The following is a 24309-nucleotide window of genomic DNA, read 5'->3' as shown; positions in this document are numbered from 1 at the left end:
GCGCACGGCGGGTGTCAGCGCCCGGTTGCCGTCTGCCTGTCGGTCGCCTGCCTGTCCGCCGTCCACCTGTCAGCCGTCCGCCCGTCCGCCGGCCTCCCGGCCGCCGGACCGTCCGCGCCGGACCGCACGGGCCCCCGACTGCGCCGTGCGCCGCCCCCGCGCCGGACGACGACCACGGCCGCGAGGCCGATCGCCAGGCCGAGAGCGGTCTGGACGCCGAAGGGCTCACCGAACATGAGGGCACCCCACACGGCCGTGACCGGGGCCATGAGGAACATGAGGGTGTTGACCTCCGTGATGCCGGACCGTCGCAGGATCAGCCAGTACAGGCCGTAGCCGCCGAAGGTCGGCAGGACCACGAGCCAGGCGGTCGCCAGCCAGAACGGGGCTCCGGCCGGCGGTGCCGCCGTCCCGAGGGCCAGCGCCAGTCCGGAGAAGAGGACGGCGCTGGTCGCACAGTGGATCGTCAGGGCGACGCGGGGCGCGACCGGCACCCGTGTGCGGCCCTCCAGGAACGTCGCCGCCACCAGCGACAGCATGCCGAGGAACGGGACGAGGTACGCCCACCAGGCCACCTCCGCGCCCGCCGCCGCGGCGTCGGCGACCGTCACGGTGGCCACGCCCGACAGCCCGAGCCACAGTCCGAGCCACTGCCCGCGCGAGACGTACTGGCGCAGCAGGGGACCGGCGAGCGCGCCGGCGACGAGTGGCTGGACGCCGTCGATCAGGGCGGTGGTGCCGCTGGAGACACCGAGTTCGATGGCGTAGTAGACGCTGAGCAGGTAGCCGCTCTGCGACAGCGCGCCGATGGCGATCTGCCGGCCGGCGCTCCGGAGCGTCAGGCCCCGCCAGGCAGCTCGGGAAACCGCGGCCGCGACGGCCAGGGCCACGGCGAGCGGCAGGAAACGCCACATCAGGAGGGTGGGTACGGCCGCGGTCCCGGCACCGAGCTTGGCGCCGATGAAGCCTGAGCTCCAGCACAGGACGAAGGCGGCCGAGAGCAGGACGTTCACGTCGACCCCATCAGAGTAGACAGATCGGTTTACTCGTCATGGGTGCCCACTATACAGACCGGTATACTTGCCGTCATGGGTGCAGAGGTCATGGGTCCGGATGAGCAACCGCGCCGCGTACGGATGACGCCCGGCGCGCGACGGGTGCTGGAGGCCGCCGAGCGGCTGTTCTACGAGCACGGCATCCACGCCGTCGGGGTGGACACCATCGCCGCCGAGGCCGGGGTGACCAAGAAGACGCTGTACGACCGCTTCGGTTCGAAGGAGCAGATCGTCGTCGAGTACCTGGCCGGACGGGACGAGCGCTGGCGGGAGCTGCTCTCGGGGCGGCTGGAGGCGGCGGGGGAGGGGGCCGCCGCCCGGGTGGTGGCCGTCTTCGAGGCGTCGCGCGCGTGGTCGGCGCGGTACGGGGCCAAGGGGTGCAGCATGATCAACGCACACGCCGAGATCAGCGACCCGGACCATCCGGCGTACCCGGTCATCACCGGGCAGAAGCGGTGGATGCTCGACCTGTTCACCGGCCTGGCCCGCGACGTCGACGCGGCCGGTGCCGACCGGCTGGCGCGGACGCTCATGCTGCTGCACGAGGGGGCGCTGGTCTCCCACGGGGTCGGCGTCCTCCCCGACCCCTTCGGTGCCGCCCTCGACCGGGTGCGGGAGCTGCTGGACACGTGAAACGGGCGGCGCCCGGGCGAGGCACCGCGCTACGGTGAGCCCATGCCGCCCACCGCCGCGCTCCTCGTGATCGACATGCAGAACACCACGGTCGCCCTGGCTCACCGGGCCGCCGAGACGGTCGCCGCGATCGCCGGCCTGAGCGAGCGGGCCCGGGCGGCCGGGGTGCCCGTGGTGACCGTGCGGCAGCAGGACGCGGGCATGGTGCCCGGGACCGAGGGCTGGCGGGTCGTGCCCGAGCTGGCCCCGCGGGAAGGCGAACCGGTCGTCGACAAGACGACCCCGGACAGCTTCCTGGGTACCGGCCTCGACGAGACCCTGAGGGCGCTGGGCGCCACCGAGGTGATCGTGACCGGGTTCGCCACGGAGGTCTGCGTGGACACCACGGCACGGCAGGCGCTGAGCCGGGGCTACGACCTGGTCGTCGTCGCCGACGGGCACACCACGTCGGTGCGGACCGGGGCGGAGACCGACGGCCTCGTGCCGGCGGACCACTCGATCGCCCACTGCAACACGGTCTACCGGATCATGGGCTGGCCCGGCCGCCGTATCCGGGTCCGGGCCGCCGCCGACGTGGACTTCGCCGCCCCCTGAGGGGCACGGGGCGTCAGGCCTGCCGGATCGCCGAGATGTCGAAGTTCAGCTTGATCTTGTCGGACACCAGCACGCCGCCCGTCTCCAGGGCCGCGTTCCAGGTGAGGCCCCACTCCGAGCGCTTGATCTCCGCCTTGCCCTCGAAGCCGACGCGCTCGTTGCCGAACGGGTCCTTGGCGGCGCCGTTGAACTCCAGGTCGATGCTGATCGGCCTGGTCGTGCCGAGGATCGACAGGTCACCGGTGATGCGGTAGTCGTCGCCGCCCAGGGACTCCGCCTTGGTGGAGCGGAACGTCATCGTCGGGTGCTCGCCCGTGTTGAAGAAGTCCGAGCTCTTCAGGTGGCCGTCACGGTCGGGGGAGCCCGTGTCGATGCTGTCCATGGTGATGTCGAGGGACGCCGTGGAGCGGGACGGCTCGGCACCGTCCAGGTGCAGCGTGCCGGTGAAGTCCAGGAACTTGCCCTTGACGTTGGTGACCATGGCGTGGCGCGCCGTGAAGCCGATCGTCGTGTGGGCGGGGTCGACGGTGTAGTCGCCGGTCAGCGTGGAGAGGTCGGGCGTCGTGGTCATGGGATCCTCCAGGGAAGCCTTGATGTTGAATGTTCAACCAGTCCAACGAGTTCGACTCTAGACCTATTCCATGGCGTCATCAACCGCTTCGCCATACGTGTCGCGGCGCCGTTCCCCTCCCGGCGCCCCGCGTGGTAGACGGCATGAGCATGACCCCACAGCGCCCCACCGCTCCCACCCGCCGCGCGGTCCTGCTCGCCGCGGCCGCTGCCGCCGCCCTCACGGCCGTCCCCCGCCCCGCGTCGGCGGCGGCCGACCCCTACGACGCCCTCCGCCGGCGCTGGCTCGACATCGCCCTCGGCACCGGCTACGACCCCGCCGCCGAGCCGTACGCCTCCCGTCTCGCCGAGACCGGCCGGCGTGCCCGCGACCACCGCGCCACCATGGCCCCCACCCCCACCTCCCTGTGGCCCGGCCACCCCTTCGACCCGCCCGCCGGCATCACCTTCGCCTACGGCCGCCTGTGGACGATGACCGAGGCGTACGTCCAGGAGGGCACCGGCTCCACCGGCGACCCCGCCCTCCTCGCCGGCATCCTGCGCGGCCTCGACCACCTCACGGCCACCGTCTACCACCCCGGCACCACTCGCTACGGCAACTGGTGGGAATGGCAGATCGGCAGCCCCCGTCTCCTGATGGACATCACGGCCGCCCTCCACGACCACCTCGGCACCGACCGCGTCGCCGCCGCGTGTGCCGCCGTCGACCACTTCGTCCCCGACGCGATGCTCGGCGACTACTCCGGCACCTCCACCGGCGCCAACCGCGTCGACCTGTGCCGCTCCGTCGCCCTGCGCGGCATCCTGGGCCGGACCCCCGACAAGATCGCCCTGGCCCGCGACGCCCTCTCGCCGGTCTTCCCGTACGTCGCCGAGGGCGACGGGCTCTACGCCGACGGCTCCTTCGTCCAGCACACCTGGGTCGCCTACTCGGGGACGTACGGCCAGGTCATGCTGGACGGACTGGGCCGGCTGTTCACCCTGCTCGCCGGCTCCGAGTGGGCGGTGACGGACCCGGCCCGGCAGATCGTCCTCGACAGCGTCGAGCACGCCTACGCACCCCTGATCCACGACGGCCTGGTGATGGACATCGTCAACGGCCGGGCCATCAGCCGGGGTTACCTCAAGAGCGACGACCTGCACGTCATGCGCGGCGACCACTTCCACGGCCGGCAACTCGTCGCCGCCATGGCGGTCCTCGCGGGCGGCGCGAGCGACGCCGAGCGGGAGCGTTGGTACGCCCGGATCAAGGGCTGGATCGAACGGGACACCGTCACCCCGGTCCTCACGGCGCCGGAGTTCCCCGTCGCCGACCTGGCCCGGCTGCACGCGATCGCCGACGCCCCGGGCGAGACCGCCCCCGAACCCACCGGCCACCACCTCTTCGCCGCGATGGACCGCGCCGTCCACCGCCGCCCCGCCTTCACCGCGGGCCTCGCCATGGCCAGTGACCGCATCGCCCACTACGAGTGCGGCAACGGCGAGAACCCGCGCGGCTGGCACACCGGCGCGGGAATGCTCACCTGGTGGGGGAAGGGCACCAGGTCCGGTCGGTCCGGTCGGTCCGATCAGTACACAGACTGGTTCTGGCCCACCGTCGACTGGTACCGGCTGCCCGGCACCACCGTCTCCACCCGCCGCCTGCCCGACCGGGCGGGCGGCGAATGGGGCGAACCCAAACCCGACGCGCGGTGGGTCGGCGGCACGACCGACGGCGCGTACGCGGCCGTGGGGCAGCACCTCAAGGGGCTCGGCTCGACCCTCGAGGCCCGCAAGTCCTGGTTCTTCCTCGACGACGCCGTGGTCTGCCTGGGGGCCGGCATCACATGCGCCGACGGCGTCCCCGTCGAGACGGTCGTCGACAACCGCAACCTGGGCGAGGGCGGCACCCAGGCCCTCGTACGCGGCCGGGACTGGGCCCATCTGGAGGGCCACGGCGGCTGGATCGTGCCCGGGGGCAGCCTGCGGACCCTGCGCGAGGACCGCACCGGCGCCTGGTCCGACATCAACACCACCAGCACGACCGAGCGCCGCACCCGGCGCTGGCAGACCCTCTGGCTCGACCACGGCACGGACCCGGCCGACGCCGACTACGTCTACGCCGTCCTGCCGGGCGCCTCGCGGGACACCGTGGCCCGCCGGGCCGCCGACCGCCGCTGGCTGGAGATCCTCGCCAACGACGGCCGGCGCCAGGCACTGGCCGTCCCCTCCCTCGGCGTCACGGCCGCCAACTTCTGGCAGGCCGGCACGGCGGGCCCGCTCACCGCGACATCCGGGGCGAGTGTGCTGGTCCGCCGCAGGGGGCGCTCGGCTACGCTCTGCGTGAGCGAACCGCCGCGCACCGGACAGCCCCTGGAGATCGTCTGGGACCACCCGGTGAGCGCGGTGCCGCGGGCCGACGAGACGGTCGAGATCCTCGCGACGGGCCGCCGACTGCACCTCCGCGTCACTCCAGGGGTGGTATGTACCACCCATGAATGTGAGGTGACTCTCAGCTGACGGCTTTGTGTGACCCCTACAAGCCTGAGGCCCCCTGAGCAGTCGAAAGGGCTGCACGGGGTGGGGGTTCTGTTCAGTGCTACCAGGAAAACGGGCCGGAGACTGTACGGAGTCGACGGCTCGCATTCCTTGGTCTGCTTCGTAGAGTCGCTACATGACCGTTTTGGATGAGGCGCCGGGTGAGCCGACGGACGCGCGCGGGCGAGTGGCCGAGTTGCACGGGATTCGTGCGCAGGCGCTGGCCGGGCCGAGCGAGAAGGCGACGGCGGCGCAGCACGCCAAGGGCAAGCTGACGGCACGTGAGCGCATCGAGCTGCTTCTGGACCCCGACTCCTTCCGTGAGGTCGAGCAGTTGCGGCGGCACCGGGCGACCGGGTTCGGTCTGGAGGCGAAGAAGCCGTACACCGACGGTGTGATCACCGGCTGGGGCACCGTCGAGGGCCGTACGGTCTTCGTCTACGCGCACGACTTCCGGATCTTCGGCGGTGCGCTGGGCGAGGCGCACGCGACGAAGATCCACAAGATCATGGACATGGCCATCGCGGCCGGTGCCCCGCTGGTCTCGCTGAACGACGGCGCCGGCGCCCGCATCCAGGAGGGCGTCAGCGCGCTCGCCGGGTACGGCGGCATCTTCCAGCGCAACACGAGGGCGTCCGGGGTCATCCCGCAGATCAGCGTGATGCTCGGCCCGTGCGCGGGCGGCGCGGCCTACAGCCCCGCCCTGACCGACTTCGTCTTCATGGTCCGCGACACCTCGCAGATGTTCATCACCGGACCGGACGTCGTCAAGGCCGTCACCGGCGAGGAGATCACCCAGAACGGCCTGGGCGGCGCCGACGTCCACGCCGAGACCTCCGGCGTCAGCCACTTCGCCTACGACGACGAGGAGACCTGCCTCGCCGAGGTCCGTTACCTCCTCTCCCTCCTCCCGCAGAACAACCGGGAGAACCCGCCCCGCGCCGAGTCCTCGGACCCCGCGGACCGCCGTTCGGACATGCTGCTCGATCTCGTCCCGGCGGACGGCAACCGGCCGTACGACATGACCAAGGTCATCGAGGAGCTCGTCGACGACGGCGAGTACCTCGAGGTCCACGAGCGCTGGGCCCGCAACATCATCTGCGCCCTGGCCCGCCTCGACGGCCAGGTCGTCGGCATCGTCGCCAACCAGCCGCAGGCCCTGGCCGGCGTCCTGGACATCGAAGCGTCGGAGAAGGCCGCACGCTTCGTGCAGATGTGCGACGCCTTCAACATCCCGATCATCACCCTTCTGGACGTACCCGGCTTCCTGCCCGGCGTCGACCAGGAGCACGGCGGCATCATCCGCCACGGCGCCAAGCTCCTCTACGCGTACTGCAACGCGACCGTGCCCCGGATCTCGCTCATCCTGCGCAAGGCGTACGGGGGTGCTTACATCGTCATGGACAGCCAGTCCATCGGCGCCGACCTCACCTACGCCTGGCCGACCAACGAGATCGCGGTGATGGGCGCCGAGGGTGCCGCCAACGTCATCTTCCGCCGGCAGATCGCGGAGGCCGAGGACCCCGAGGCCATGCGGGCGCGCATGGTCAAGGAGTACAAGTCCGAGCTGATGCACCCGTACTACGCGGCCGAACGCGGCCTGGTCGACGACGTCATCGACCCCGCGGAGACCCGCGAGGTGCTGATCAAGTCCCTGGCGATGCTCCACTCCAAGCACGCCGACCTGCCCTCCCGCAAGCACGGCAACCCGCCGCAGTGACCCGAGGAGCCACGTCCATGTCCACTCCTGACATCCGCGTCGAGAAGGGCCACGCCGAGCCCGAGGAGGTCGCCGCCATCACGGCGCTCCTCCTCGCCCGTGCCGCCGCCCGCCCCGCCGAGATCGCCCCGGCCCACGGCGGCGGCCGAGCCCGCGCGGGCTGGCGCCGCCTGGAACGCGAGCCGGGCTTCAGGGCGCCGCACAGCTGGCGCTGACCCGAGAAACGAGCGAGGCCCCTCCGCCAGGAGGGGCCTCGCTCGTTTAGGGGCGCGGGGAACTGCGCGACCAGCCACGTACTGCCCGCACTCGGCAACGAAACCGCCCCCGGCAGCCCAGTGGCCGCAGGGGGCGTCGCGCAACCCGGCGCTGACGGGGTGCCGCCTGCGCCCACCCGTGCCACCCCAGCGGCACGACTGCCCGCAGGCTGGCGGGGGCGCGGCACGACTGCCCGCAGGCTCGGCGCGTCAGCGCAACCGCGCCATCAGTGCGTGCTCCACGAGAGTGATGAGTGCCGACTTCGCGTCGGCCCGATGCCGCGCGTCCGTCGTGATGATCGGCGTGTCCGGGCCGATCTGGAGGGCCTCGCGGACCTCGTCCGGCTGGTACGGCTGCTGACCGTCGAAGCCGTTGAGCGCGATCACGAACGGCAGACCGCTGTTCTCGAAGTAGTCGACCGCCGGGAAGCAGTCGGCCAGACGCCTCGTGTCGACCAGGACGATCGCGCCGATGGCGCCGCGCACCAGGTCGTCCCACATGAACCAGAACCGGTCCTGGCCCGGCGTGCCGAACAGGTACAGGATCAGATCCTGGTCGAGCGTGATGCGGCCGAAGTCCATGGCGACCGTCGTGGTCGTCTTGTCCCCCGTGTGGGTGAGGTCGTCGATGCCCGCCGAAGCGGATGTCATCACGGCCTCGGTGCGCAGCGGATTGATCTCCGAGACAGCGCCGACGAACGTGGTCTTGCCCACGCCGAAGCCGCCCGCCACCACGATCTTCGCGGAAGTGGTGGAGCGGGAAGGACCGCCGCTAGAGCTTGCGAAGTCCACTGAGCACCCTTTCGAGCAGTGTCACGTCTGGCTGGCCGCCGGCGCTCTCGTCGCCGCCGGGCTGATGGATGGCGACCAGTCCCGCCTCCGCCAAGTCGGCGACGAGGATCCTGGCCACGCCGAGAGGGATCGTCAGGAGGGCCGAGACCTCGGCCACCGACTTGATCTCCCGGCAGAGGTTGCAGATCCGCTGATGCTCGGGCAGCTGGCCCTGCATCTGGTGCGGCTGCGCGGTGGTGTGCACCAGCGCCTCGATGGCGAGCTGGTACCGGGGCCTGGTGCGGCCGCCCGTCATGGCGTACGGGCGCACCAGGGGGTTGTTCGACGCCCCGGCGGGCGCCGGCTCAGGGGTGCGGCGCTGCGGCTGCACGGGCTGGATGCGCGGAGCCTGCGGCTGGTCGTACGGCGAAGGGCCGGGGCCCTGCGGCGCGTACGGCTGCCGGTGGTTCGGCACGGAGGGGTAGCCGTACCCGTTCGCCGAGCCGTCGTTCTGGCCCTGACCAGGGCCGTACGACCAGTTGCCCGATGACGGACCGCCTGGGGGTGTTGCCACTTTTTCCTCCTCCGACTGTGCCTGGCACCCATCGCTGTGGAGCCGCGTCCCGAAACTTTACGGCCACGGGACGCCAAAACGCACCGTCTGTCCTTTAGTTGAGAAGGCTCCCTTGGAGCTCCGCCCGCAGATCGGGGGTCAGAACCGTGCCCGCACGGTCCACCAGAAGGGCCATCTCGTACCCAATGAGACCGATGTCCGCCTCGGGGTGTGCAAGAACGGCGAGGGACGAGCCGTCGGAGATGGACATGAGGAAGAGGAATCCCCGCTCCATCTCCACAACCGTCTGGTTCACGCTGCCGCCCTCGAAGATGCGCGAGGCGCCCGCGGTCAGCGAGGTCAGGCCGGAGGCGACGGCCGCGAGCTGATCGGCTCGGTCGCGGGGGAACCCTTCGGACATCGCCAGAAGGAGTCCGTCGGCGGAGACCACCACCGTGTGGGACACCCCCGGGGTGTTGTCCACGAAGTTGGTGATCAACCAGTTCAGGTTCTGCGCCGCCTGGCTCATCGGGCTCACACTAACGCTCCTGGTTGTAGGTGCTGTCAGGACCACGGTGTTCGTTCCTTGTGTCCTGGCCGTTCGTTTCACTGCCTGCGCTGCGGCCTCGCTCGACGCCGCGCCGCAGGTTGCTCAGCCTGCCCCGGACATCCTCCGGGGCGCGGGAGACCTGGGGGCCTCCCTGGGGGGTGGTCTCGGCCGCGCCCTCGACCAGGTTGGCCTTGGGCACCCGGCGCGGCAGCCCCGAGGAGGTCACCCCGCCCGCCTTGGGTTTGCGCAGCGCCGAAGCCTGCTGCCAGCGGTCGTCGTTGGCCGACCGCCAGGTGTCCTCGCCGCCCGCCCCCGGCGCGGCGGCCGGCGTCTCCCGGCCCACGTGCCCCGCATCGCCCGCGCCGCTCGCGGTGGATCCGCGGCGGGGAAGACCGGCGTCGGTGAGCTCGTGGGCGGCGGAGGGGGCCGGCCCCGGACGGTCGAAGCCTACGCGGTCCGCCTCGTTCACGTCAGCGGCCTGGGCGGATTGCGCCTGGGGGGCACTCGCGGGGTACTGGTCCGGATATCCGTTCTGGTATCCGTCCTGCTGCGGCCAGTCGTCCTGGTGGCGCCGCTGTTCGAAGGGGGAGTAGTTCCCGTTCTCCGGCAGGCCGCCGTTGGGCGCGTAGTACTGCTCGTCGTACGACGCCTGCTGCGGTTCCTGGTAGGCCTGCTGCTGGCCGGTGTACGCCGACTGCTGGTCGTACCCGCCGTTCGCCGGCTCCTGGTAGGTGCCGTTCGGCGACTCCTGGTACGTGCCGTCCGGCTGCTGCTGGTACCCGTCGAGAGGCTGGTCGTAGCCCGGCTGCTGCCCGGTGAACCGGTCCTGGAAGCCGGTGGCCCCGTCGTTCGCCTCGCCGGTCTCGTCCGCCGGACCCGGCAGTTCCGGGTGCGACTGCGACTCCAGCGCCGCGCGGCGCTCCTCGCGCATCAGCGAGCGGCCGACAGGGTCGAGCTCGCGGATGTCGTCGGGGACCTCGGCGTACCGGCTGTCGTCGAAGCCCAGCTCGGCGGCGGTACGCATGGGCTGGCCGACCTGGCCCACCTGGCCGAAGTTCTCGCCCTGGAAGTTCTGCTCCGGGATGATCTGCGACACGGTGAACTCGTCGCGCTGCTGCTGCTGCTGCTCGCCGCCGCCACCGTGGGTGATGGCGTCCGGGAGCATGACCAGCGAGGTGGTGCCCGCCTGCTCGCCGGAAGGGCGCAGCTGGACGCGGATGCCGTGCCGGTCGGACAGCCGGCCGACCACGAACAGGCCCATGCGCTGCGAGATCGCGGCGTCCACGGTCGGCGGGTTGGCCAGCTTGTGGTTGATGTCCGCGAAGTCCTCGGCGGTCAGGCCGATGCCCTTGTCGTGGATCTCGACCATCACACGGCCGTCGGGCAGCCGGGTCGCGGTGACGCGGACCTTGGTCTGCGGCGAGGAGAACGTGGTGGCGTTCTCGAGCAGCTCGGCGAGCAGGTGCACGAGGTCGGTCACGGCACGGCCGTGGATCTCGGCCTCCGGCACGCCGGACAGCTCGATGCGCTCGTACTGCTCCACCTCGGAGGAGGCGGCGCGCAGCACGTCGACCAGCGGCACCGGCTGGTCCCAGCGGCGGCCGGGCTCCTCGCCGGCGAGGACCAGGAGGTTCTCGCCGTTGCGGCGCATACGGGTGGCCAGGTGGTCCAGGCGGAAGAGGTTCTCCAGCTGGTCCGGGTCGGCCTCGTTGTTCTCCAGGTCGGTGATCAGGCTCAGCTGGCCCTCGATCAGCGACTGGTTGCGGCGCGACAGGTTGGTGAAGATCGCGTTGATGTTGCCCCGCAGCAGCGCCTGCTCGGCGGCGAGCCGGACCGCCTCGCGGTGCACCTGGTCGAAGGCGCGGGCGACCTCGCCGATCTCGTCGGTCGAGGTGATCGGGATCGGCTGGACCCGGGTGTCGACCCGGCCGGGGTCGGTGCGGGAGAGCTGGTCGACCAGCATCGGCAGGCGCTGCTCGGCGATGCCGAAGGCGGCGTTGCGCAGCTGGCGCATGGAGCGGCTCATGCCGCGGGCCACCATGCCGGCCAGGACGAACGCGGCGAGCAGCGCGATCACGACCGCGGCACCCGTGATGTAGGCGTCGCGCTCGGCGTCGTCGGCGATCGTGGACGCCTCGGACACCGCCTTGTCCGCGAGGTCGGACTCGATCTTCTGGTACGCGTCGAACTTGAGGGTGTTGACCGCCCACCAGTTTTCCGGCGTGATGCCCTGCTGGGCCAGGTCGGCCCGCGCGCTGGTGTCGGTGGACTCCAGCCCGGCCAGTTCCGAGATCATCGTCGTCGGGTTGGACGGCGGCGGTACGTAGTCCGGGTCCTTGGCCTTGGCCTCCTTGGCCATGGCCGCGCCGTCCTCCTTGAGCTTGGCCTCGGCGTCCTCGAGCTTCTGCGCGTCCGCCTCGGTGCCGCCGCCGATGTACTCCTCGATCGCGATGCGCTCGAGGTAGGCGTACGAGGAGAGCGCGACGCGCTGGCTGGCGAGGTGGCCGGGCTCCGGACCGGGCTTGACCAGCATGTGCATGCCGATGGAGCGCTCCAGGGAGAGCGCCGCCTTGGTCAGCGAGATCGCGTAGACGGTACGACCGTAGGAGGTGATGTTGCCGGTGCCCAGACCGAGTTCGTTGGCGAACTCCATCAGGGGGTGGGCGACACCGGTGTAGCCCTCCTCGGTCTCCACGCCCTTGAGCTTGGAGGTGTACGCGGCCGCACGCAGCGTCTGGAGCTTGGGCTCCTGCTCGCGGAACACCTTCAGCCGGCGCTCGAGCCCCGCCTTGGAGGGCATGTCCTGGGCCGCCGCGTCGAAGGCGTCGGCCGCTTCGTCGGTGGCCTCGCGGGCCTTGACGACGGTGGCGTCCTTCTCACCCTTTCCCTGGAGCAGCGGGGCGGCGGTGAGGTCGCGCTCGTTGTAGAGGGCGTTGGCGTAGCCGAGGGAGGCGCGCACCAGACGCGCGGTGCTCTCGGCGTCCTCCGCGTCCTGCCACGTGTCGATCGAGCTCTTCACCTGGAAGCCGCCCATGACGAGGCCGACCAGCACGGGTATGAGCAGGATCGCGTTCAGCCGGGTGGTCACCCGCCAGTTCCGCGGTGTGAAACGGCCACCGCTCGGCGCGGGCTCGGCCTTGGGTTCCGCAGCGGGGGCGGGGGCGGGCGCCGCTGTGCGCGGCGGCGGGGTGAAGTTGCCCCGGGCCGATGGCTCGGGACTGCTCTTGCTTCGCCTCACTCGACCAACAACCTCTCGGCGGTCGGCACCTGTGTCGTGCCGCTGTGTCTCAGAACCCGTCCGTCATCGAGTACGCGCTACTGCTGAGTACGTCTTTGACCATTGGGCAGTTCTGGCATTCCAGCACGGCGACCAGCGCTCTTCCAAACAGTGGAACGCGGGGGTTACACGTGATGTAAGCCCCACGTAAAACGGTCATAAAGAGCGAGGCCCGTCAAAAGACGGGGCGTTCGTGCGCGCAGCGAGACCACCTGACCGCGTCGCGTGTCGGTACCACCCGATTCCTCTGCCGAAACGTTATGAACAGCGGAGCCGACCGTGTCAAAGGACACAGCCGGCTCCGAACCGTCTACGACAAGTGCCGTAGACCCCTGCCGACTTGGCTGCGGCGATCGGCGGATCTACCGCAGGCGGGCCATCAGCGCGTGCTCGACCAGCGTGATCAGTGCCGACTTCGCGTCGGCGCGGTGCCGGGCGTCGGTCGTGATGATCGGGGTGTCCGGTCCGATCTGAAGCGCCTCGCGCACCTCGTCCGGGGAGTAGGGCTGCTGACCGTCGAAGCCGTTGAGCGCGACGACGAACGGCAGACCGCTGTTCTCGAAGTAGTCGACGGCCGGGAAGCAGTCGGCCAGCCGGCGGGTGTCGCACAGCACGACCGCGCCGATGGCGCCGCGCACCAGGTCGTCCCACATGAACCAGAACCGGTCCTGGCCCGGCGTGCCGAACAGGTAAAGGATCAGGTCCTGGTCCAGCGTGATGCGGCCGAAGTCCATGGCGACCGTCGTGGTCGTCTTGTCCCCGGCGTGCGTGAGGTCGTCGATCCCGGCGCTGGCCGAGGTCATCACGGCCTCGGTGCGCAGGGGGTTGATCTCGGAGACGGCGCCCACGAACGTGGTCTTGCCGACGCCGAAGCCGCCGGCCACCACGATCTTCGCGGAGGTGGTCGCCCGCCCTCCGTCAGAGCTTTCGAAGTCCACTGAGCACCCTTTCGAGCAGTGTCACGTCCGGCGCACCGCCGTTGTTCTCGTCTCCGCCAGGCTGGTGGATCGCGACCATCCCGGCCTCCGCGAGGTCCGCGACCAGGATCCGCGCCACACCGAGCGGCATCGCCAGCAGGGCCGACACCTCGGCCACCGATTTCACCTCGCGGCACAAGTGGCAGATGCGCTGGTGCTCGGGGAGCAGCCCCATGAGCGCTGCCGGGTCGGCCGTCGTACTGATCAGCGCCTCGATGGCGAGCTGGTAGCGCGGCCTGGTCCGGCCACCGGTCATCGCGTAGGGACGGACCAGCGGCTGGTCGCCCTCGTCCTCGTACGGCTCCGCGTACGGATCATGAGAGGCGGTGGGCGGGGTCATGAATCCTCCGGGCGGGACAGCAAGTCGGTCAGTCAAGCCGTCTGACGAGGCCGGTGGGGGGATTGTGGCGGCCGGACGGTGATTTGGTAACACGGGTGGTGCCGGGGCCGATCAGTGGAGCAGACTTCCTTGTAGTTCGGCGCGCAGGTCGGGTGTGAGGACCGCGCCCGCACGGTCGACCAGGAGCGCCATCTCGTAGCCGACGAGGCCGATGTCGCACTCCGGGTGCGCGAGGACGGCCAGGGACGAGCCGTCCGAGACGGACATGAGGAAGAGGAATCCCCGCTCCATCTCCACGACCGTCTGCGCCACATTGCCGCCCTCGAAGATCCGGGACGCCCCGGCGGTCAGCGAGGTCAGTCCCGAGGCGACGGCCGCGAGCTGGTCGGCGCGGTCGCGAGGGAAGCCCTCCGACATCGCCAGGAGAAGTCCGTCGGCGGACACGACGACGGTGTGGGACACCCCTGGGGTGTTGTCCACGAAATTCGTGATCAACCAGTTGAGGTTCTGTGCCGCCTGGCTCATCGGGCTCAACTAACGCTCCTGCTGGTGAGTGGGCCGCGGGTAGCTGCCGGTCTGGTTGGTACCGGCCTGACGGCCCTGTGCGATTCCCCGACGGAGATTGGTCAGCCGGCCGCGCACGTCGTCGGGCGCACGCGACACCGCAGGACCGCTCTGGTGCGACTGCTGCTGAGCCGTGCCCGGGACGAGGTTGGCCCGGGGGACCCGGCGCGGAAGGCCGGAGGTGGTGACTCCGCCCGCGGCCGGCTGCCGCACGCGCTCCGCCTGCCGGACGAGGTCGTCGTTCGGCGAGCTGCGCCAGGCCGAGGTGGCGGGCCGCTGGGGGGCCGCCGGGGTCTGGGGTTGGGCGGCCTGCGGCTCCGGGGACGCGGCCGGGGCGGCCTGCGGCGCCCTCGCCTCGCGGTCCCCGTGGAACCAGTTGGTCTCCAGCGTGTCGTACAGCGGCGTACGTCCGTCACCGGGACCGGAGGCCGGGGGCAGGGCCCAGCCGTCTCCGGGCCGCTGCGGGGGAGTCCCGTTGCCGTTCTGGCTCGTGGGCTCCGGCTGCGCCGGTCGCTGCGGGGCCGGCGGACGCGGGGCGCCGAAGTCGTTCCCGCGCTGCGTGCCGCCCACCTGGGGCCGCTCGAACTGCCCGGTGGCCGCCGGGTTCTGACGGCCCGGCAGGTCGTGCTGTCCGGTCGAGCCGTTGTCGTAGCCCTGGGCGCCGGCGAACGGCTCCGCCGGGGCCTGGTTGCCCGGGGCGGGCTGCCCGCCGAAGACGTCCGAGCGGACGAAGGCTCCGCCGCCCTGCTGCGGGGCGGCCGGCTCGGGCCGCGCGAACTGGTCGTTGTGCGGGGCGTCCTGGCCGTACTGACCCTGGCCGTACTGGCCCTGCCCGAACTGGTCCTGCCCGAACTGGTCCTGGTACGCGTCGCGACCGTCGTACTGGTTCCGGCCGGGCTGGGCGAACTGGCCCGTGTCCTGCGGCTCGTCCCGTCGCGGCGCCGGGGCGTCGAAGTCGGGGCGGGCGAACTCGGCCGTGGCGGCGGGCGACTGGGGCTCGCCGAAGGGGGGCACTGCCGGCATCTCCGCGGTCGCGCCGGGACCCTGCCGCTCGTCGAGGCGCGGCGTCCGGTCGGTACGGGAGCTGTCCGGCTCGTCGTGGCCGCGCGGGGCGTCCAGCGAGGCGCGCGGCACGGGCGGCTGCGCGTTCTCGTCGCTCCAGCTGGGCACGCGGGGCTGCGGGTTGCCGCCGGGCAGCTCGGCCCGCGGACCGCCGCGCGGCGGCAGCTGCGGACGGCGGCCCTGCTCGGCGTCGCCGTTGCCGCCGCGCTTGCCCCGCTGCGGGGGCGCGGTGGGAGTGCGGGTGCCGCCGAACATGTCCTGGCCCGGCGCGGCGTTGTTCGCCGGCGCGTTGCCCTGCGGCGCGTTCATGCCCGCGGCCTGGAGGCCCTGCGGAGCACCGGGCGCCTGACCGGCACCGGCGCCCGCACCGGCCGGGGCCGGGCGGTTCTGCTGGCCCGGACCCGCCGGGGACTGGGGCCCGCGCGGTCCACCCGGAGCACCCGGGCGGCCGCCCGCGTCGCGTCCGGGCAGTGCGGCCCGCGGTCCCTGACCGGCACCGAGCCGGCCGCCCGGCGCACCTGCGCCGAGGGCACCGCCACCGCCGCCGAAGGCACCGCCGCCCCCGAGGGCACCGCCGCCCTGGCCGCCACGGCGGGCCGCGGCGACACCGGCGGACGCCTGCGCGGCGACCGGACCGCCGTTGCCCGCGCCGGGCTGGCCGGGCTTGGGCTGCGGCTTGCGGCCGCCCTGGGCGACGTCGACGGGCAGCATGACCAGCGCGGTCGTACCGCCGGAGTCGGACGGACGCAGCTGGATCCGGATGCCGTGGCGCTGCGAGAGGCGGCCGACCACGAACAGACCCATGCGGCGGGAGACGGAGACGTCCACGGTGGGCGGCGAGGCGAGCCGCTCGTTGATCGCGGCCAGGTCCTCCGGCGAGAGTCCGATGCCGGTGTCGTGGATCTCGATCAGCACGCGGCCGTCGGGCAGCGCGTGACCGGTGACCTTGACCTTGGTCTGCGGCGAGGAGAACGAGGTCGCGTTCTCCAGCAGCTCGGCGAGCAGGTGCACGAGGTCGTTGACCACGCGGCCGGCGACCTCGGTGGTCGGCACGGAGGCCAGCTCGATGCGCTCGTACTGCTCCACCTCGGAGGCGGCGGCACGGAGCACGTCGACCAGCGGGACCGGGCGGGTCCACCGGCGGCCGGGCTCCTCACCGGCGAGGACGAGGAGGTTCTCACCGTTACGGCGCATGCGCGTGGCGAGGTGGTCGAGCTTGAACAGCGAGGACAGCTGGTCCGGGTCGGCCTCGCGGGACTCCAGTTCGGAGATGAGCGAGAGCTGGCGCTGGATGAGGCCCTGGGAGCGGCGCGAGAGGTTGGTGAACATCGCGTTGACGTTGCCCCGCAGCAGGGCCTGCTCGGCGGCGAGGCGGACCGCCTCGCGGTGCACGTCGTCGAAGGCCGCGGCCACGCGGCCGATCTCGTCCCGGGAGTGCACGCCGACCGACTCCACCGAGGTGTCGACGTCCTGCGGGTCGGTCTCGGAGAGCTGCTTGACCAGCTCGGGCAGCCGGTCCTGGGCGACCTTGGTCGCGGTGTCCTCCAGGCGGCGCAGCGACCGGATCATGGAGCGGGCCACCACGAAGGCGCCGACCAGCGAGACGCCGAGCACGAGCAGGATGAGGACACCGGAGATGATGGCCTCTTGCTCGGACTCGTTGCGCAGCTCACGGGCCTGCTGCTCCATGTCCTCCAGCAGCTTCAGCTCGATGTTCTTCATCTGCTGGATCTTGGTGGAGCTGTCGTCCAGCCAGTCCTGGTAGGACCGGGACTTCAGGCTCTCCAGGCCGTGTTCCTTGCCGAGGGCGCGGCCCGCGTACTGGTCGGACGCCTCGATGACCGGGTTGCCCTCGGTGATCGGCTTGAGGAGGTCCTCGGCGCCGTCGCCGTAGATGCTGGTGAAGCTGCGGATCTCGGAGGTCTGACTCTGGAGCGCGGACTGGGCGTAGAGCCGGTCGTTCTCGGCGAGCTTGCCCTTGGCCGTGTTGTTCGCGGGAAGTGCCGCGGCGAGGACGGCGCGCTGGATGGACGCGTACTCCTTGGCCGAGGAGAACGCCGACAGGGCGCGCGTGCGCTGGATCATGTCGGGGTTGCTGGTCGCCTCCGCCATGTCCTGCGAGAGGTCGAGCAGGTGGGTGATCAGGCGGTGGTAGGACTCGACCGTCTGGGTCGAGTTGTCCTTCGCCGTGTACGCCGTGCTGCGGATCTTGGTCAGGTCGTTCAGGTCGCTGGCGATGCCGACGAGGCTGTCGCGGACGCCGACCAGCTTGCCGTCCTTGCTCGCCGCGTCGATCTGCTCCGACTTGTCGAGGAAGTTCTTCAGCGCCCGGTCGGTCTGCTCGCGGTCGCCCTTGACGGCGATCGCGCTCGACTTCGAGCCGTGGGCCAGGGGACCGGCGGACTGGTCCCGCTCCTCCTGGAGCGCGGCGGCCAGCTCGGTGGCCTGCTTGGTCATCTCGGTCAGCAGCTTCATGTTCTCGAGCTGCTGGATGTCGTCCATCGACTGGTTGATGCGCAACGCGCCCAGCGAGGTCGCCGCGACCACCGGAAGCGCCAGCAGCGAGACCAGGCGGGTGGAGATCCGCCAGTTGCGCAGGGCTATTCGCGGGCCGGGGCCGGTCGAGCCCTTGGCCGGCTTCGCGGGCGGCTGCTTGCCGGGCGCGGCGGAGTCCCCGGCCTGACCGGCGCGCTCCCCGTTGTCGCCGGACTGGGTCTGGCCCGGGTTCTGGGCGTGCTGGGGCGAGGAGCTGACGGCCTTGGGGCCAGTCCCGCCCTGCGGCTCCGGCTCCGCCGAAGCGCTGCCATCCCTCTTGAAACGTCCCTGCACTAGCGTCGCAACCTCTGGACCAGGCGTCCCTCCGCGTGAACGGACGGACACGGTGTCGGCGTCATCGGGGCGCCCTGAATACGCCCCTGTGTTGGTCGTGAGTGACCGGCGCTGGTTCCCCCTTCTCGCCGCCGCTCGGCGCTGGTGTGCGCCCCCTGTGCGCCGGCTCGATCCCGCAGCGGTCCGTGGAATTCCAGCACAGTGCAGGATCTCCAACAAGGCCCGTGGGGCAGGCCGTGAGATACGTGACAGCACGTGAGGGTCGAGTCACCGGACGTAGAAGATGATCACCCGCAAACCGGACGTATGTGCGCGAGTCGTCGAGGTGGGGAGGGTGTCCCAGTCGCCATGATCAGCAGCGGAATGAGGGCTTCAGGCGTGCAATGTCGCTTTAGTCGCAGTGACCTCGGCGTCGCAATTGACCGGTTTGACCCTTGATAAGTGAGGAAACTCACACCCGGATCCCGGACTCCCCCGCGGTTGGTGGGGAATCGCATGTTTAGCCTGACGCTTTACAGAGAAGGCAAAACCGACAACCCGCGCCCTCGCAGGGGCTATCCACGCCTCTCGGGCGCCCGAACACGACAGGGCCGCGTACAACCGTGAAGACGACGACGATGTTCCACAAGATCGCCAACCCGCGACGCACGACGCTGGCGCACCTCAAGGACGCCGACGACCTGCAGACGCCGGAGCAGCCGGAGCACGCCGTCGAGCTCCCCGCCCAGACCGCCAACCCCCGTCGCACCATCCTCATGGTGGCCCCGGTCGCGGCGACGCTCGCAGAGTAGTACGACGCCGAGCCGCACCCTGTTCAGGGACCGTCCCGGCACCTGAGGGCCTGCCCGGCGGACCATGCCGGAGACGCAGGGTGTGGCACGCCCTCCCCCACTGCCTAAAGGGCGTGGGAGGTGTCCCCAGCGGCGTTGTCGTCGGTTGCCAGGGCTCCGCCCTGTCGCCCTCCTCCGCCTTGCAGATGCACGCACCACACCCCGCTCACCTGCGCTGGTGAGGCACCGCGTCTTTCCTCCGGCCTGATCCGCCGGGCAGGCCCGCCGCGTTAGCCTGGAGCGTCAGACTCCAGCCAGCTCAGTCAAGGGGCCAAGCAACCCGTGCGCATCGCCAGGTTCTCCATCGACGGGAACGTCGCCTTCGGCGCGGTCGAGGGCGACCAGCCGGACCAGCTCGTCCTCGACATCATCAAGGGCATCCCGTTCGCGGACTACGAGCTCTCCGGCACCAAGGTGCCCCTGAGCAAGGTGCGGCTCCTGCCGCCGGTACTCCCCAACAAGGTCGTCGCCTTCGGCCGCAACTACGCCGAGCACGCCCGTGAACTCGGCAACGAGGTGCCCGACGCCCCGTTCGCCTTCTTCAAGCCGTCCACCTCCGTGATCGGCCCCGGCGACGCCATCCAGTACCCCTCGTTCACCGAGGAACTGCACCACGAGGCCGAACTGGCCGTCGTCATCGGCCGCATGTGCCGCGAGGTCCCGCGCGACCGCGTCCAGGACGTGATCTTCGGCTACACCTGCGCCAACGACGTCACCGCCCGCGACGTCCAGCGCCGCGAGAAGCAGTGGGCCAGGGCCAAGGGCTTCGACTCCTCCTGCCCGCTCGGCCCCTGGGTGGAGACGGGCCTCGACCTCGCGGCCGCGAGCGACCTGACCGTCCAGCTCACGGTCAACGGCGGCCAGCGCCAGCTCGGCCGCACCAGCGAGATGATCCACTCCATCGAGGATCTGATCGTCAACATCTCCGAGGCGATGACGCTGCTCCCCGGTGACGTGATCCTCACGGGCACCCCGGCCGGCGTCGGCCCCCTCAACGTCGGCGACGAGGTCGCCGTCACCATCGAAGGCATCGGCACTCTCACCAACAAGGTTGTCAAGCGTGGCTAGCGCATCCGGCTCCCCCGTACGCGTCCGTTTCTGTCCGTCCCCCACCGGCAACCCCCACGTGGGCCTGGTCCGCACCGCCCTGTTCAACTGGGCCTTCGCGCGCCACCACCAGGGCACGCTGGTCTTCCGCATCGAGGACACCGACGCGGCCCGCGACTCCGAGGAGTCGTACAACCAGCTCCTGGACTCGATGCGCTGGCTGGGCTTCGACTGGGACGAGGGCCCCGAGGTCGGCGGCCCGCACGCGCCGTACCGCCAGTCGCAGCGCATGGACCTCTACAAGGACGTCGCCCACAAGCTCCTGGACGCCGGCCACGCCTACCGCTGCTACTGCTCCCAGGAGGAGCTGGACACCCGCCGCGAGGCCGCCCGCGCCGCCGGCAAGCCCTCCGGCTACGACGGCCACTGCCGCGACCTGAGCGCCGCCCAGGTCGAGGAGTACGTGGCGCAGGGCCGCGAGCCCATCGTCCGCTTCCGGATGCCCGACGAGACGCTCACGTTCACGGACCTGGTCCGCGGCGAGATCACCTACCTCCCGGAGAACGTCCCGGACTACGGCATCGTCCGCGCCAACGGCGCCCCGCTCTACACGCTGGTCAACCCGGTCGACGACGCCCTGATGGAGATCACCCACGTCCTGCGCGGCGAGGACCTGCTCTCCTCCACCCCGCGCCAGATCGCCCTGTACAAGGCGCTGATCGAGCTGGGCGTCGCCAAGGAGATCCCCGCCTTCGGCCACCTGCCCTACGTCATGGGCGAGGGCAACAAGAAGCTCTCCAAGCGCGACCCGCAGTCGAGCCTCAACCTCTACCGCGAGCGCGGCTTCCTCCCCGAGGGCCTGCTCAACTACCTCTCCCTGCTCGGCTGGTCGCTCTCCGCCGACCAGGACATCTTCACCATCGAGGAGATGGTCGCGGCCTTCGACGTCTCCGACGTCCAGCCCAACCCGGCGCGCTTCGACCTCAAGAAGTGCGAGGCGATCAACGCCGACCACATCCGCCTGCTGGAGACCAAGGACTTCACCGAGCGCTGCCGCCCCTGGCTGAAGGCCCCCGTCGCCCCCTGGGCGCCGGAGGACTTCGACGAGGCCAAGTGGCAGGCGATCGCGCCGCACGCGCAGACCCGTCTGAAGGTGCTCTCCGAGATCACCGACAACGTCGACTTCCTGTTCCTGCCGGAGCCGGTCTCCGACGAGGCGAGCTGGACCAAGGCGATGAAGGAGGGCTCGGACGCCCTCCTGACCACGGCCCGCGAGAAGCTCGACGCCGCCGACTGGACGTCCCCGGAGGCCCTCAAGGAGGCCGTCCTGGCCGCCGGCGAGGCCCACGGCCTCAAGCTCGGCAAGGCGCAGGCCCCCGTCCGCGTCGCCGTCACCGGCCGCACCGTCGGCCTGCCCCTCTTCGAGTCCCTGGAGGTCCTGGGCAAGGAGAAGGCACTGGCCAGGATCGACGCGGCGCTGGCGCGGCTCACCGCGTAACCGGCAGCACGTGTGAGGGGCGGCGTCCGCAGGGGGCGCCGCCCTTCTCCGTTGCCCCGCCCGGGTCCCTCCGACCGGCGCCGTCGCCTCGGCACCCGCAGACTGACGGCATGCGCCGCGAGGACATCGACCCACGCTTCTTCGGAGACCGGCTCGCCTACAACCGGGCCGTACTCGTCGAACAGCCCCGGCGCTGGCTCGTGGTCGCCGGTCACGAGGCCCGCGACGACGAGGGCGGCATCGCCGCCGTGGGCGACGTCCGCGGCCAGCTCCGGCTGACCTTCCGGCGCCTGGCCGAGACCCTGGACAAGGCCGGGTTCGCCCTCAGGGACCTCGTCCAGATCCGGATCTTCACCGTCGACATCGAGGCGGTCACGGCCCACTACGACGCCGTACTGGACGAACTGGCCGCCGCCGACTGCCGCCCCGCCAGCCTGCTGGCCGAGGTCCGGGCCCTGTCCGACCCGCGGATGCTGGTCGAGATCGAGGGGCTGGCCGCGCAGTAGGCGGAGCCACGGCCGCCCCGTGCGCCTACTCTGGGTGCCATGCCGATCAAAGCCGTGGTCTGGGACGTCGACGACACGCTCTTCGACTACACCACCGCCGACCGTGAGGGCATGCACGCCCACCTGGTCGCCGAGGGGCTCCTCGCCGGGTACGGATCGGCCGAGGAGGCCCTCGTGCGCTGGCGGGAGATCACCGACCAGCAGTGGGCGCGCTTCTCCGCGGGCGAGGTGGACTTCGTCACACAGCGGCGCGACCGCACCCGGGTCTTCCTGGGCCGGCCCGAGCTGACGGACGCCGAGGCCGACGTCTGGTTCCAGCGCTACGTCACGCACTACGAGGCCGCCTGGTCCCTCTTCCCGGACGTGATGCCCGTCCTGGACGCCCTCGCCGACAGCCACCGGCACGCCGTGCTCTCCAACTCCAGCCTCACCGTCCAGGACCGCAAGCTGCGCGTCCTCGGCGTGCACGACCGCTTCGAGGCCATCCTGTGCGCCGCCGAGCTGGGCGTCTCCAAACCGCAGGCCGGTGCCTTCCTCGCGGCCTGCGACGCCCTCGGCCTCGCCCCCGCCGAGGTCGCCTACGTCGGCGACCACCCGGAGATCGACGGACGCGGCGCCGCCGACGCCGGGCTGCTCTCCGTGTGGATCGACCGGGGCGGCGTCTACGCGACCGTCGACCCGCCGGCCGGACCGCGCCGTATCGCCTCGCTCTCCGAACTTCCCGCGCTCCTCGGCGCCGATACCCGTTTTGGAGCCCCGTCCACCTTCAGGTAATGTTCTTCCTGCGCCGCCGGAGAGCGGGCCGAAGGGCCGGAAACCGGAAGCGCAACGCTAGAACGAGAACCCTCCGGGGCTTGCGTTCCAGTGGCCTATGGTGTAATTGGCAGCACGACTGATTCTGGTTCAGTTAGTCTAGGTTCGAGTCCTGGTAGGCCAGCTCGCAGAGCTTATCTGCGCCGCGGAGCACATCCGCAAGGCCCCCGTTGTGTAGCGGCCTAGCACGCCGCCCTCTCAAGGCGGTAGCGCCGGTTCGAATCCGGTCGGGGGTACAGATCCTTCCCGCGAGGACAGCTCGGGTCGCTCCCACTGTTGTCGATGCAGGATCGCTAGGGCCCCCGTTGTGTAGCGGCCTAGCACGCCGCCCTCTCAAGGCGGTAGCGCCGGTTCGAATCCGGTCGGGGGTACGAACTGGTCTAAACCACATTGGTCTATGGTGTAATTGGCAGCACGACTGATTCTGGTTCAGTTAGTCTAGGTTCGAGTCCTGGTAGACCAGCTCGGATCTGCGGCGATGCAGTATGAAACGCCCGCAAGATCCACGCCCCCGTTGTGTAGCGGCCTAGCACGCCGCCCTCTCAAGGCGGTAGCGCCGGTTCGAATCCGGTCGGGGGTACTCGAAGTCCGAAGGGGGCTTCCGCTACGGCGGGAGCCCCCTTCGGCGCTCACTCGATGCCGTACCGCCGCGCCGACTCCTCCTCCTGCGCCAGCCGGTGCAGGGCCCGCAGTACCGGCTGGAAGAGCACCACCGCCGCGACCGCCATCTCGACCTGCTCCGCCTCCGAGGCGTGGGTCTCCATGAAGTCCAGGTCCCGCCGGGCGACCTGCATCATCAACTCGCCGTAGGGTGCCATCAGTTCCGCGTCCCACGGATAGTCGAGGCGGCGCAGCGCGGCCACCGCCACCACCAGGGAGCGGTGCACGGGGGAGAGCGGGGCCAACTCCCGGGAGGTCTCCCAGCCCAGCAGTTCGAGCAGCCGGTCCACCTCGGTCCGCGCGGCGGACACCGCCGGATCCGCCTCGTCCGGCTCGGCGTCCTGCGGCAGCGACCACAGGGCCGCCCCCAGCCGGATGGTGCGGCCCAGCGACTCGTCGTCGACGTGACCCAGTACCTCCCGGGCCGTCGCCACCGGCACCTTGCCCACCTGGATCAGCGCCCGCACCAGCCGCAGCCGCCGCAGATGACCGTCGTCGTACTCGGCGGTGGTCGCGTTGATCTGCCGGCCCGGGGGCAACAGCCCTTCCCGCAGGTAGTACTTGATCGTCGCGGTGGACACCCCGCTGCGCTTGCTCAGGTCGGCCAGTCGCATCCCTTGCGCCCTTCCTCGGATAGCGTCACTATCTAAGCAGCATCACTTGGACAGTGCAGCTCGCCAACAGGGGGA

General features: G+C 71.0%; 21 protein-coding genes and 5 tRNA genes. 15 read left to right on the top strand and 11 right to left on the bottom strand.

The annotated features are described in order from the left end of the window. Window positions 1-14: 14 nt before the first annotated feature. Window positions 15-1013: a DMT family transporter gene (locus tag OHA99_RS10530; protein WP_405695488.1), complete on the bottom strand. Its 999-nt coding sequence runs from the start codon at window positions 1011-1013 to the stop codon at window positions 15-17. Window positions 1014-1088: 75 nt separating this feature from the next. Here OHA99_RS10530 and OHA99_RS10525 point away from each other — a divergent pair, with 75 nt between their 5' ends. Next, complete coding sequence (locus tag OHA99_RS10525) at window positions 1089-1688, top strand: TetR/AcrR family transcriptional regulator (RefSeq protein ID WP_405695486.1); 600 nt, start codon at window positions 1089-1091, stop codon at window positions 1686-1688. Window positions 1689-1730: 42 nt separating this feature from the next. Then, entirely contained in the window at window positions 1731-2282 is a 552-nt protein-coding gene (locus OHA99_RS10520; protein WP_153177791.1) for a cysteine hydrolase family protein, read from the top strand. A gap of 13 nt (window positions 2283-2295) precedes the next feature. On the opposite strand, the gene OHA99_RS10515 is transcribed toward OHA99_RS10520, so the two are convergent. Next, complete coding sequence (locus tag OHA99_RS10515; protein WP_007387724.1) at window positions 2296-2853, bottom strand: YceI family protein; 558 nt, start codon at window positions 2851-2853, stop codon at window positions 2296-2298. A gap of 149 nt (window positions 2854-3002) precedes the next feature. Here OHA99_RS10515 and OHA99_RS10510 point away from each other — a divergent pair, with 149 nt between their 5' ends. The 3 genes from OHA99_RS10510 (at window position 3003) to OHA99_RS10500 (ending at window position 7304) form a co-directional block, all read left to right on the top strand. Further along, entirely contained in the window at window positions 3003-5351 is a 2349-nt protein-coding gene (locus tag OHA99_RS10510; protein ID WP_405698934.1) for a polysaccharide lyase 8 family protein, read from the top strand. A gap of 154 nt (window positions 5352-5505) precedes the next feature. Further along, window positions 5506-7089: an acyl-CoA carboxylase subunit beta gene (locus tag OHA99_RS10505; RefSeq protein ID WP_405695484.1), complete on the top strand. Its 1584-nt coding sequence runs from the start codon at window positions 5506-5508 to the stop codon at window positions 7087-7089. A 17-nt stretch (window positions 7090-7106) separates the two neighbouring features. Continuing rightward, on the top strand, window positions 7107-7304 hold the full coding sequence (locus tag OHA99_RS10500) for an acyl-CoA carboxylase epsilon subunit (RefSeq protein ID WP_007387733.1): 198 nt from the start codon (window positions 7107-7109) through the stop codon (window positions 7302-7304). Between the two features lie 249 nt (window positions 7305-7553). Here the strand turns inward: OHA99_RS10500 and OHA99_RS10495 are convergent, their stop codons facing one another. The 8 genes from OHA99_RS10495 to OHA99_RS10460 form a co-directional block, all read right to left on the bottom strand. After that, window positions 7554-8135 carry an ATP/GTP-binding protein gene (locus tag OHA99_RS10495; protein ID WP_030216560.1) on the bottom strand — a complete coding sequence of 194 codons (582 nt, stop codon included), beginning with the start codon at window positions 8133-8135 and terminating at the stop codon, window positions 7554-7556. After that, window positions 8116-8688, bottom strand: coding sequence for a DUF742 domain-containing protein (locus tag OHA99_RS10490; RefSeq protein WP_153177789.1), 573 nt, complete (start codon window positions 8686-8688; stop codon window positions 8116-8118). Before OHA99_RS10490 ends, OHA99_RS10495 begins: the two co-directional genes overlap by 20 nt. A 94-nt stretch (window positions 8689-8782) precedes the next feature. After that, entirely contained in the window at window positions 8783-9196 is a 414-nt protein-coding gene (locus tag OHA99_RS10485; protein ID WP_030948713.1) for a roadblock/LC7 domain-containing protein, read from the bottom strand. A gap of 10 nt (window positions 9197-9206) precedes the next feature. Further along, complete coding sequence (locus tag OHA99_RS10480) at window positions 9207-12455, bottom strand: nitrate- and nitrite sensing domain-containing protein (protein ID WP_405695481.1); 3249 nt, start codon at window positions 12453-12455, stop codon at window positions 9207-9209. 401 nt (window positions 12456-12856) lie between these two features. Then, entirely contained in the window at window positions 12857-13432 is a 576-nt protein-coding gene (locus OHA99_RS10475) for an ATP/GTP-binding protein (protein WP_003973455.1), read from the bottom strand. Then, a complete protein-coding gene (locus OHA99_RS10470; protein ID WP_153177787.1) occupies window positions 13413-13811 on the bottom strand; it encodes a DUF742 domain-containing protein in 399 nt (132 codons plus the stop codon). The genes OHA99_RS10475 and OHA99_RS10470 overlap by 20 nt, the downstream gene beginning before the upstream one ends. A gap of 111 nt (window positions 13812-13922) precedes the next feature. After that, on the bottom strand, window positions 13923-14336 hold the full coding sequence (locus OHA99_RS10465) for a roadblock/LC7 domain-containing protein (protein WP_003973453.1): 414 nt from the start codon (window positions 14334-14336) through the stop codon (window positions 13923-13925). A gap of 9 nt (window positions 14337-14345) precedes the next feature. Continuing rightward, window positions 14346-18266, bottom strand: a complete 3921-nt coding sequence (locus tag OHA99_RS10460) for a nitrate- and nitrite sensing domain-containing protein (protein ID WP_405695478.1) — start codon at window positions 18264-18266, stop codon at window positions 14346-14348. A gap of 602 nt (window positions 18267-18868) precedes the next feature. Between OHA99_RS10460 and OHA99_RS10455 the strand changes: the two genes are divergently transcribed. From OHA99_RS10455 to OHA99_RS10410, 10 genes are all read left to right on the top strand, one after another. Then, window positions 18869-19057 carry a hypothetical protein gene (locus OHA99_RS10455; protein WP_194279908.1) on the top strand — a complete coding sequence of 63 codons (189 nt, stop codon included), beginning with the start codon at window positions 18869-18871 and terminating at the stop codon, window positions 19055-19057. Window positions 19058-19378: 321 nt separating this feature from the next. Beyond that, window positions 19379-20164 (top strand): fumarylacetoacetate hydrolase family protein, encoded by a 786-nt coding sequence (locus tag OHA99_RS10450; RefSeq protein WP_153177785.1) that lies wholly within the window; start codon window positions 19379-19381, stop codon window positions 20162-20164. Next, entirely contained in the window at window positions 20157-21641 is a 1485-nt protein-coding gene (gene gltX / locus OHA99_RS10445; RefSeq protein WP_405695474.1) for a glutamate--tRNA ligase, read from the top strand. The genes OHA99_RS10450 and gltX overlap by 8 nt, the downstream gene beginning before the upstream one ends. A gap of 110 nt (window positions 21642-21751) precedes the next feature. Next, window positions 21752-22147 carry a RidA family protein gene (locus OHA99_RS10440; RefSeq protein WP_164383118.1) on the top strand — a complete coding sequence of 132 codons (396 nt, stop codon included), beginning with the start codon at window positions 21752-21754 and terminating at the stop codon, window positions 22145-22147. A gap of 39 nt (window positions 22148-22186) precedes the next feature. Beyond that, entirely contained in the window at window positions 22187-22921 is a 735-nt protein-coding gene (locus OHA99_RS10435; RefSeq protein WP_405695472.1) for an HAD family hydrolase, read from the top strand. 91 nt (window positions 22922-23012) lie between these two features. After that, window positions 23013-23084 (top strand) — tRNA-Gln (locus OHA99_RS10430). 39 nt (window positions 23085-23123) lie between these two features. Next, window positions 23124-23196, top strand: a tRNA-Glu gene (locus OHA99_RS10425). Between the two features lie 62 nt (window positions 23197-23258). Further along, window positions 23259-23331: transfer RNA gene (locus tag OHA99_RS10420), tRNA-Glu, on the top strand. 20 nt (window positions 23332-23351) lie between these two features. Next, window positions 23352-23423 (top strand) — tRNA-Gln (locus OHA99_RS10415). A 44-nt stretch (window positions 23424-23467) separates the two neighbouring features. Next, window positions 23468-23540: transfer RNA gene (locus OHA99_RS10410), tRNA-Glu, on the top strand. A 49-nt stretch (window positions 23541-23589) separates the two neighbouring features. Here OHA99_RS10410 and OHA99_RS10405 read toward each other — a convergent pair. Next, the gene (locus tag OHA99_RS10405; protein ID WP_405695470.1) at window positions 23590-24234 is read right to left on the bottom strand and encodes a MerR family transcriptional regulator; all 645 of its coding nucleotides are present in this window, start codon (window positions 24232-24234) and stop codon (window positions 23590-23592) included. Between the last annotated feature and the right edge of the window lie 75 nt (window positions 24235-24309).

Origin of the sequence: Streptomyces coelicoflavus (assembly GCF_045041415.1) — a bacterium.
GTDB lineage: Bacteria > Actinomycetota > Actinomycetes > Streptomycetales > Streptomycetaceae > Streptomyces > Streptomyces coelicoflavus.
The sequence above is the reverse complement of the archived record's forward strand: the minus strand, read 5'-3'. Positions and strand labels throughout refer to the sequence as shown.

Coding starts and splice junctions, on each gene's coding strand:
- OHA99_RS10520 (WP_153177791.1), top strand. CDS start 1,731: ATGCCGCCCACCGCCGCGCTCCTCGTGATCGACATGCAGAACACCACG.
- OHA99_RS10435 (WP_405695472.1), top strand. CDS start 22,187: ATGCCGATCAAAGCCGTGGTCTGGGACGTCGACGACACGCTCTTCGAC.
- OHA99_RS10470 (WP_153177787.1), bottom strand. CDS start 13,811: ATGACCCCGCCCACCGCCTCTCATGATCCGTACGCGGAGCCGTACGAG.
- OHA99_RS10525 (WP_405695486.1), top strand. CDS start 1,089: ATGGGTGCAGAGGTCATGGGTCCGGATGAGCAACCGCGCCGCGTACGG.
- OHA99_RS10500 (WP_007387733.1), top strand. CDS start 7,107: ATGTCCACTCCTGACATCCGCGTCGAGAAGGGCCACGCCGAGCCCGAG.
- OHA99_RS10465 (WP_003973453.1), bottom strand. CDS start 14,336: ATGAGCCAGGCGGCACAGAACCTCAACTGGTTGATCACGAATTTCGTG.
- OHA99_RS10440 (WP_164383118.1), top strand. CDS start 21,752: ATGCGCCGCGAGGACATCGACCCACGCTTCTTCGGAGACCGGCTCGCC.
- OHA99_RS10505 (WP_405695484.1), top strand. CDS start 5,506: ATGACCGTTTTGGATGAGGCGCCGGGTGAGCCGACGGACGCGCGCGGG.
- OHA99_RS10510 (WP_405698934.1), top strand. CDS start 3,003: ATGACCCCACAGCGCCCCACCGCTCCCACCCGCCGCGCGGTCCTGCTC.
- OHA99_RS10405 (WP_405695470.1), bottom strand. CDS start 24,234: ATGCGACTGGCCGACCTGAGCAAGCGCAGCGGGGTGTCCACCGCGACG.
- OHA99_RS10485 (WP_030948713.1), bottom strand. CDS start 9,196: ATGAGCCAGGCGGCGCAGAACCTGAACTGGTTGATCACCAACTTCGTG.
- OHA99_RS10515 (WP_007387724.1), bottom strand. CDS start 2,853: ATGACCACGACGCCCGACCTCTCCACGCTGACCGGCGACTACACCGTC.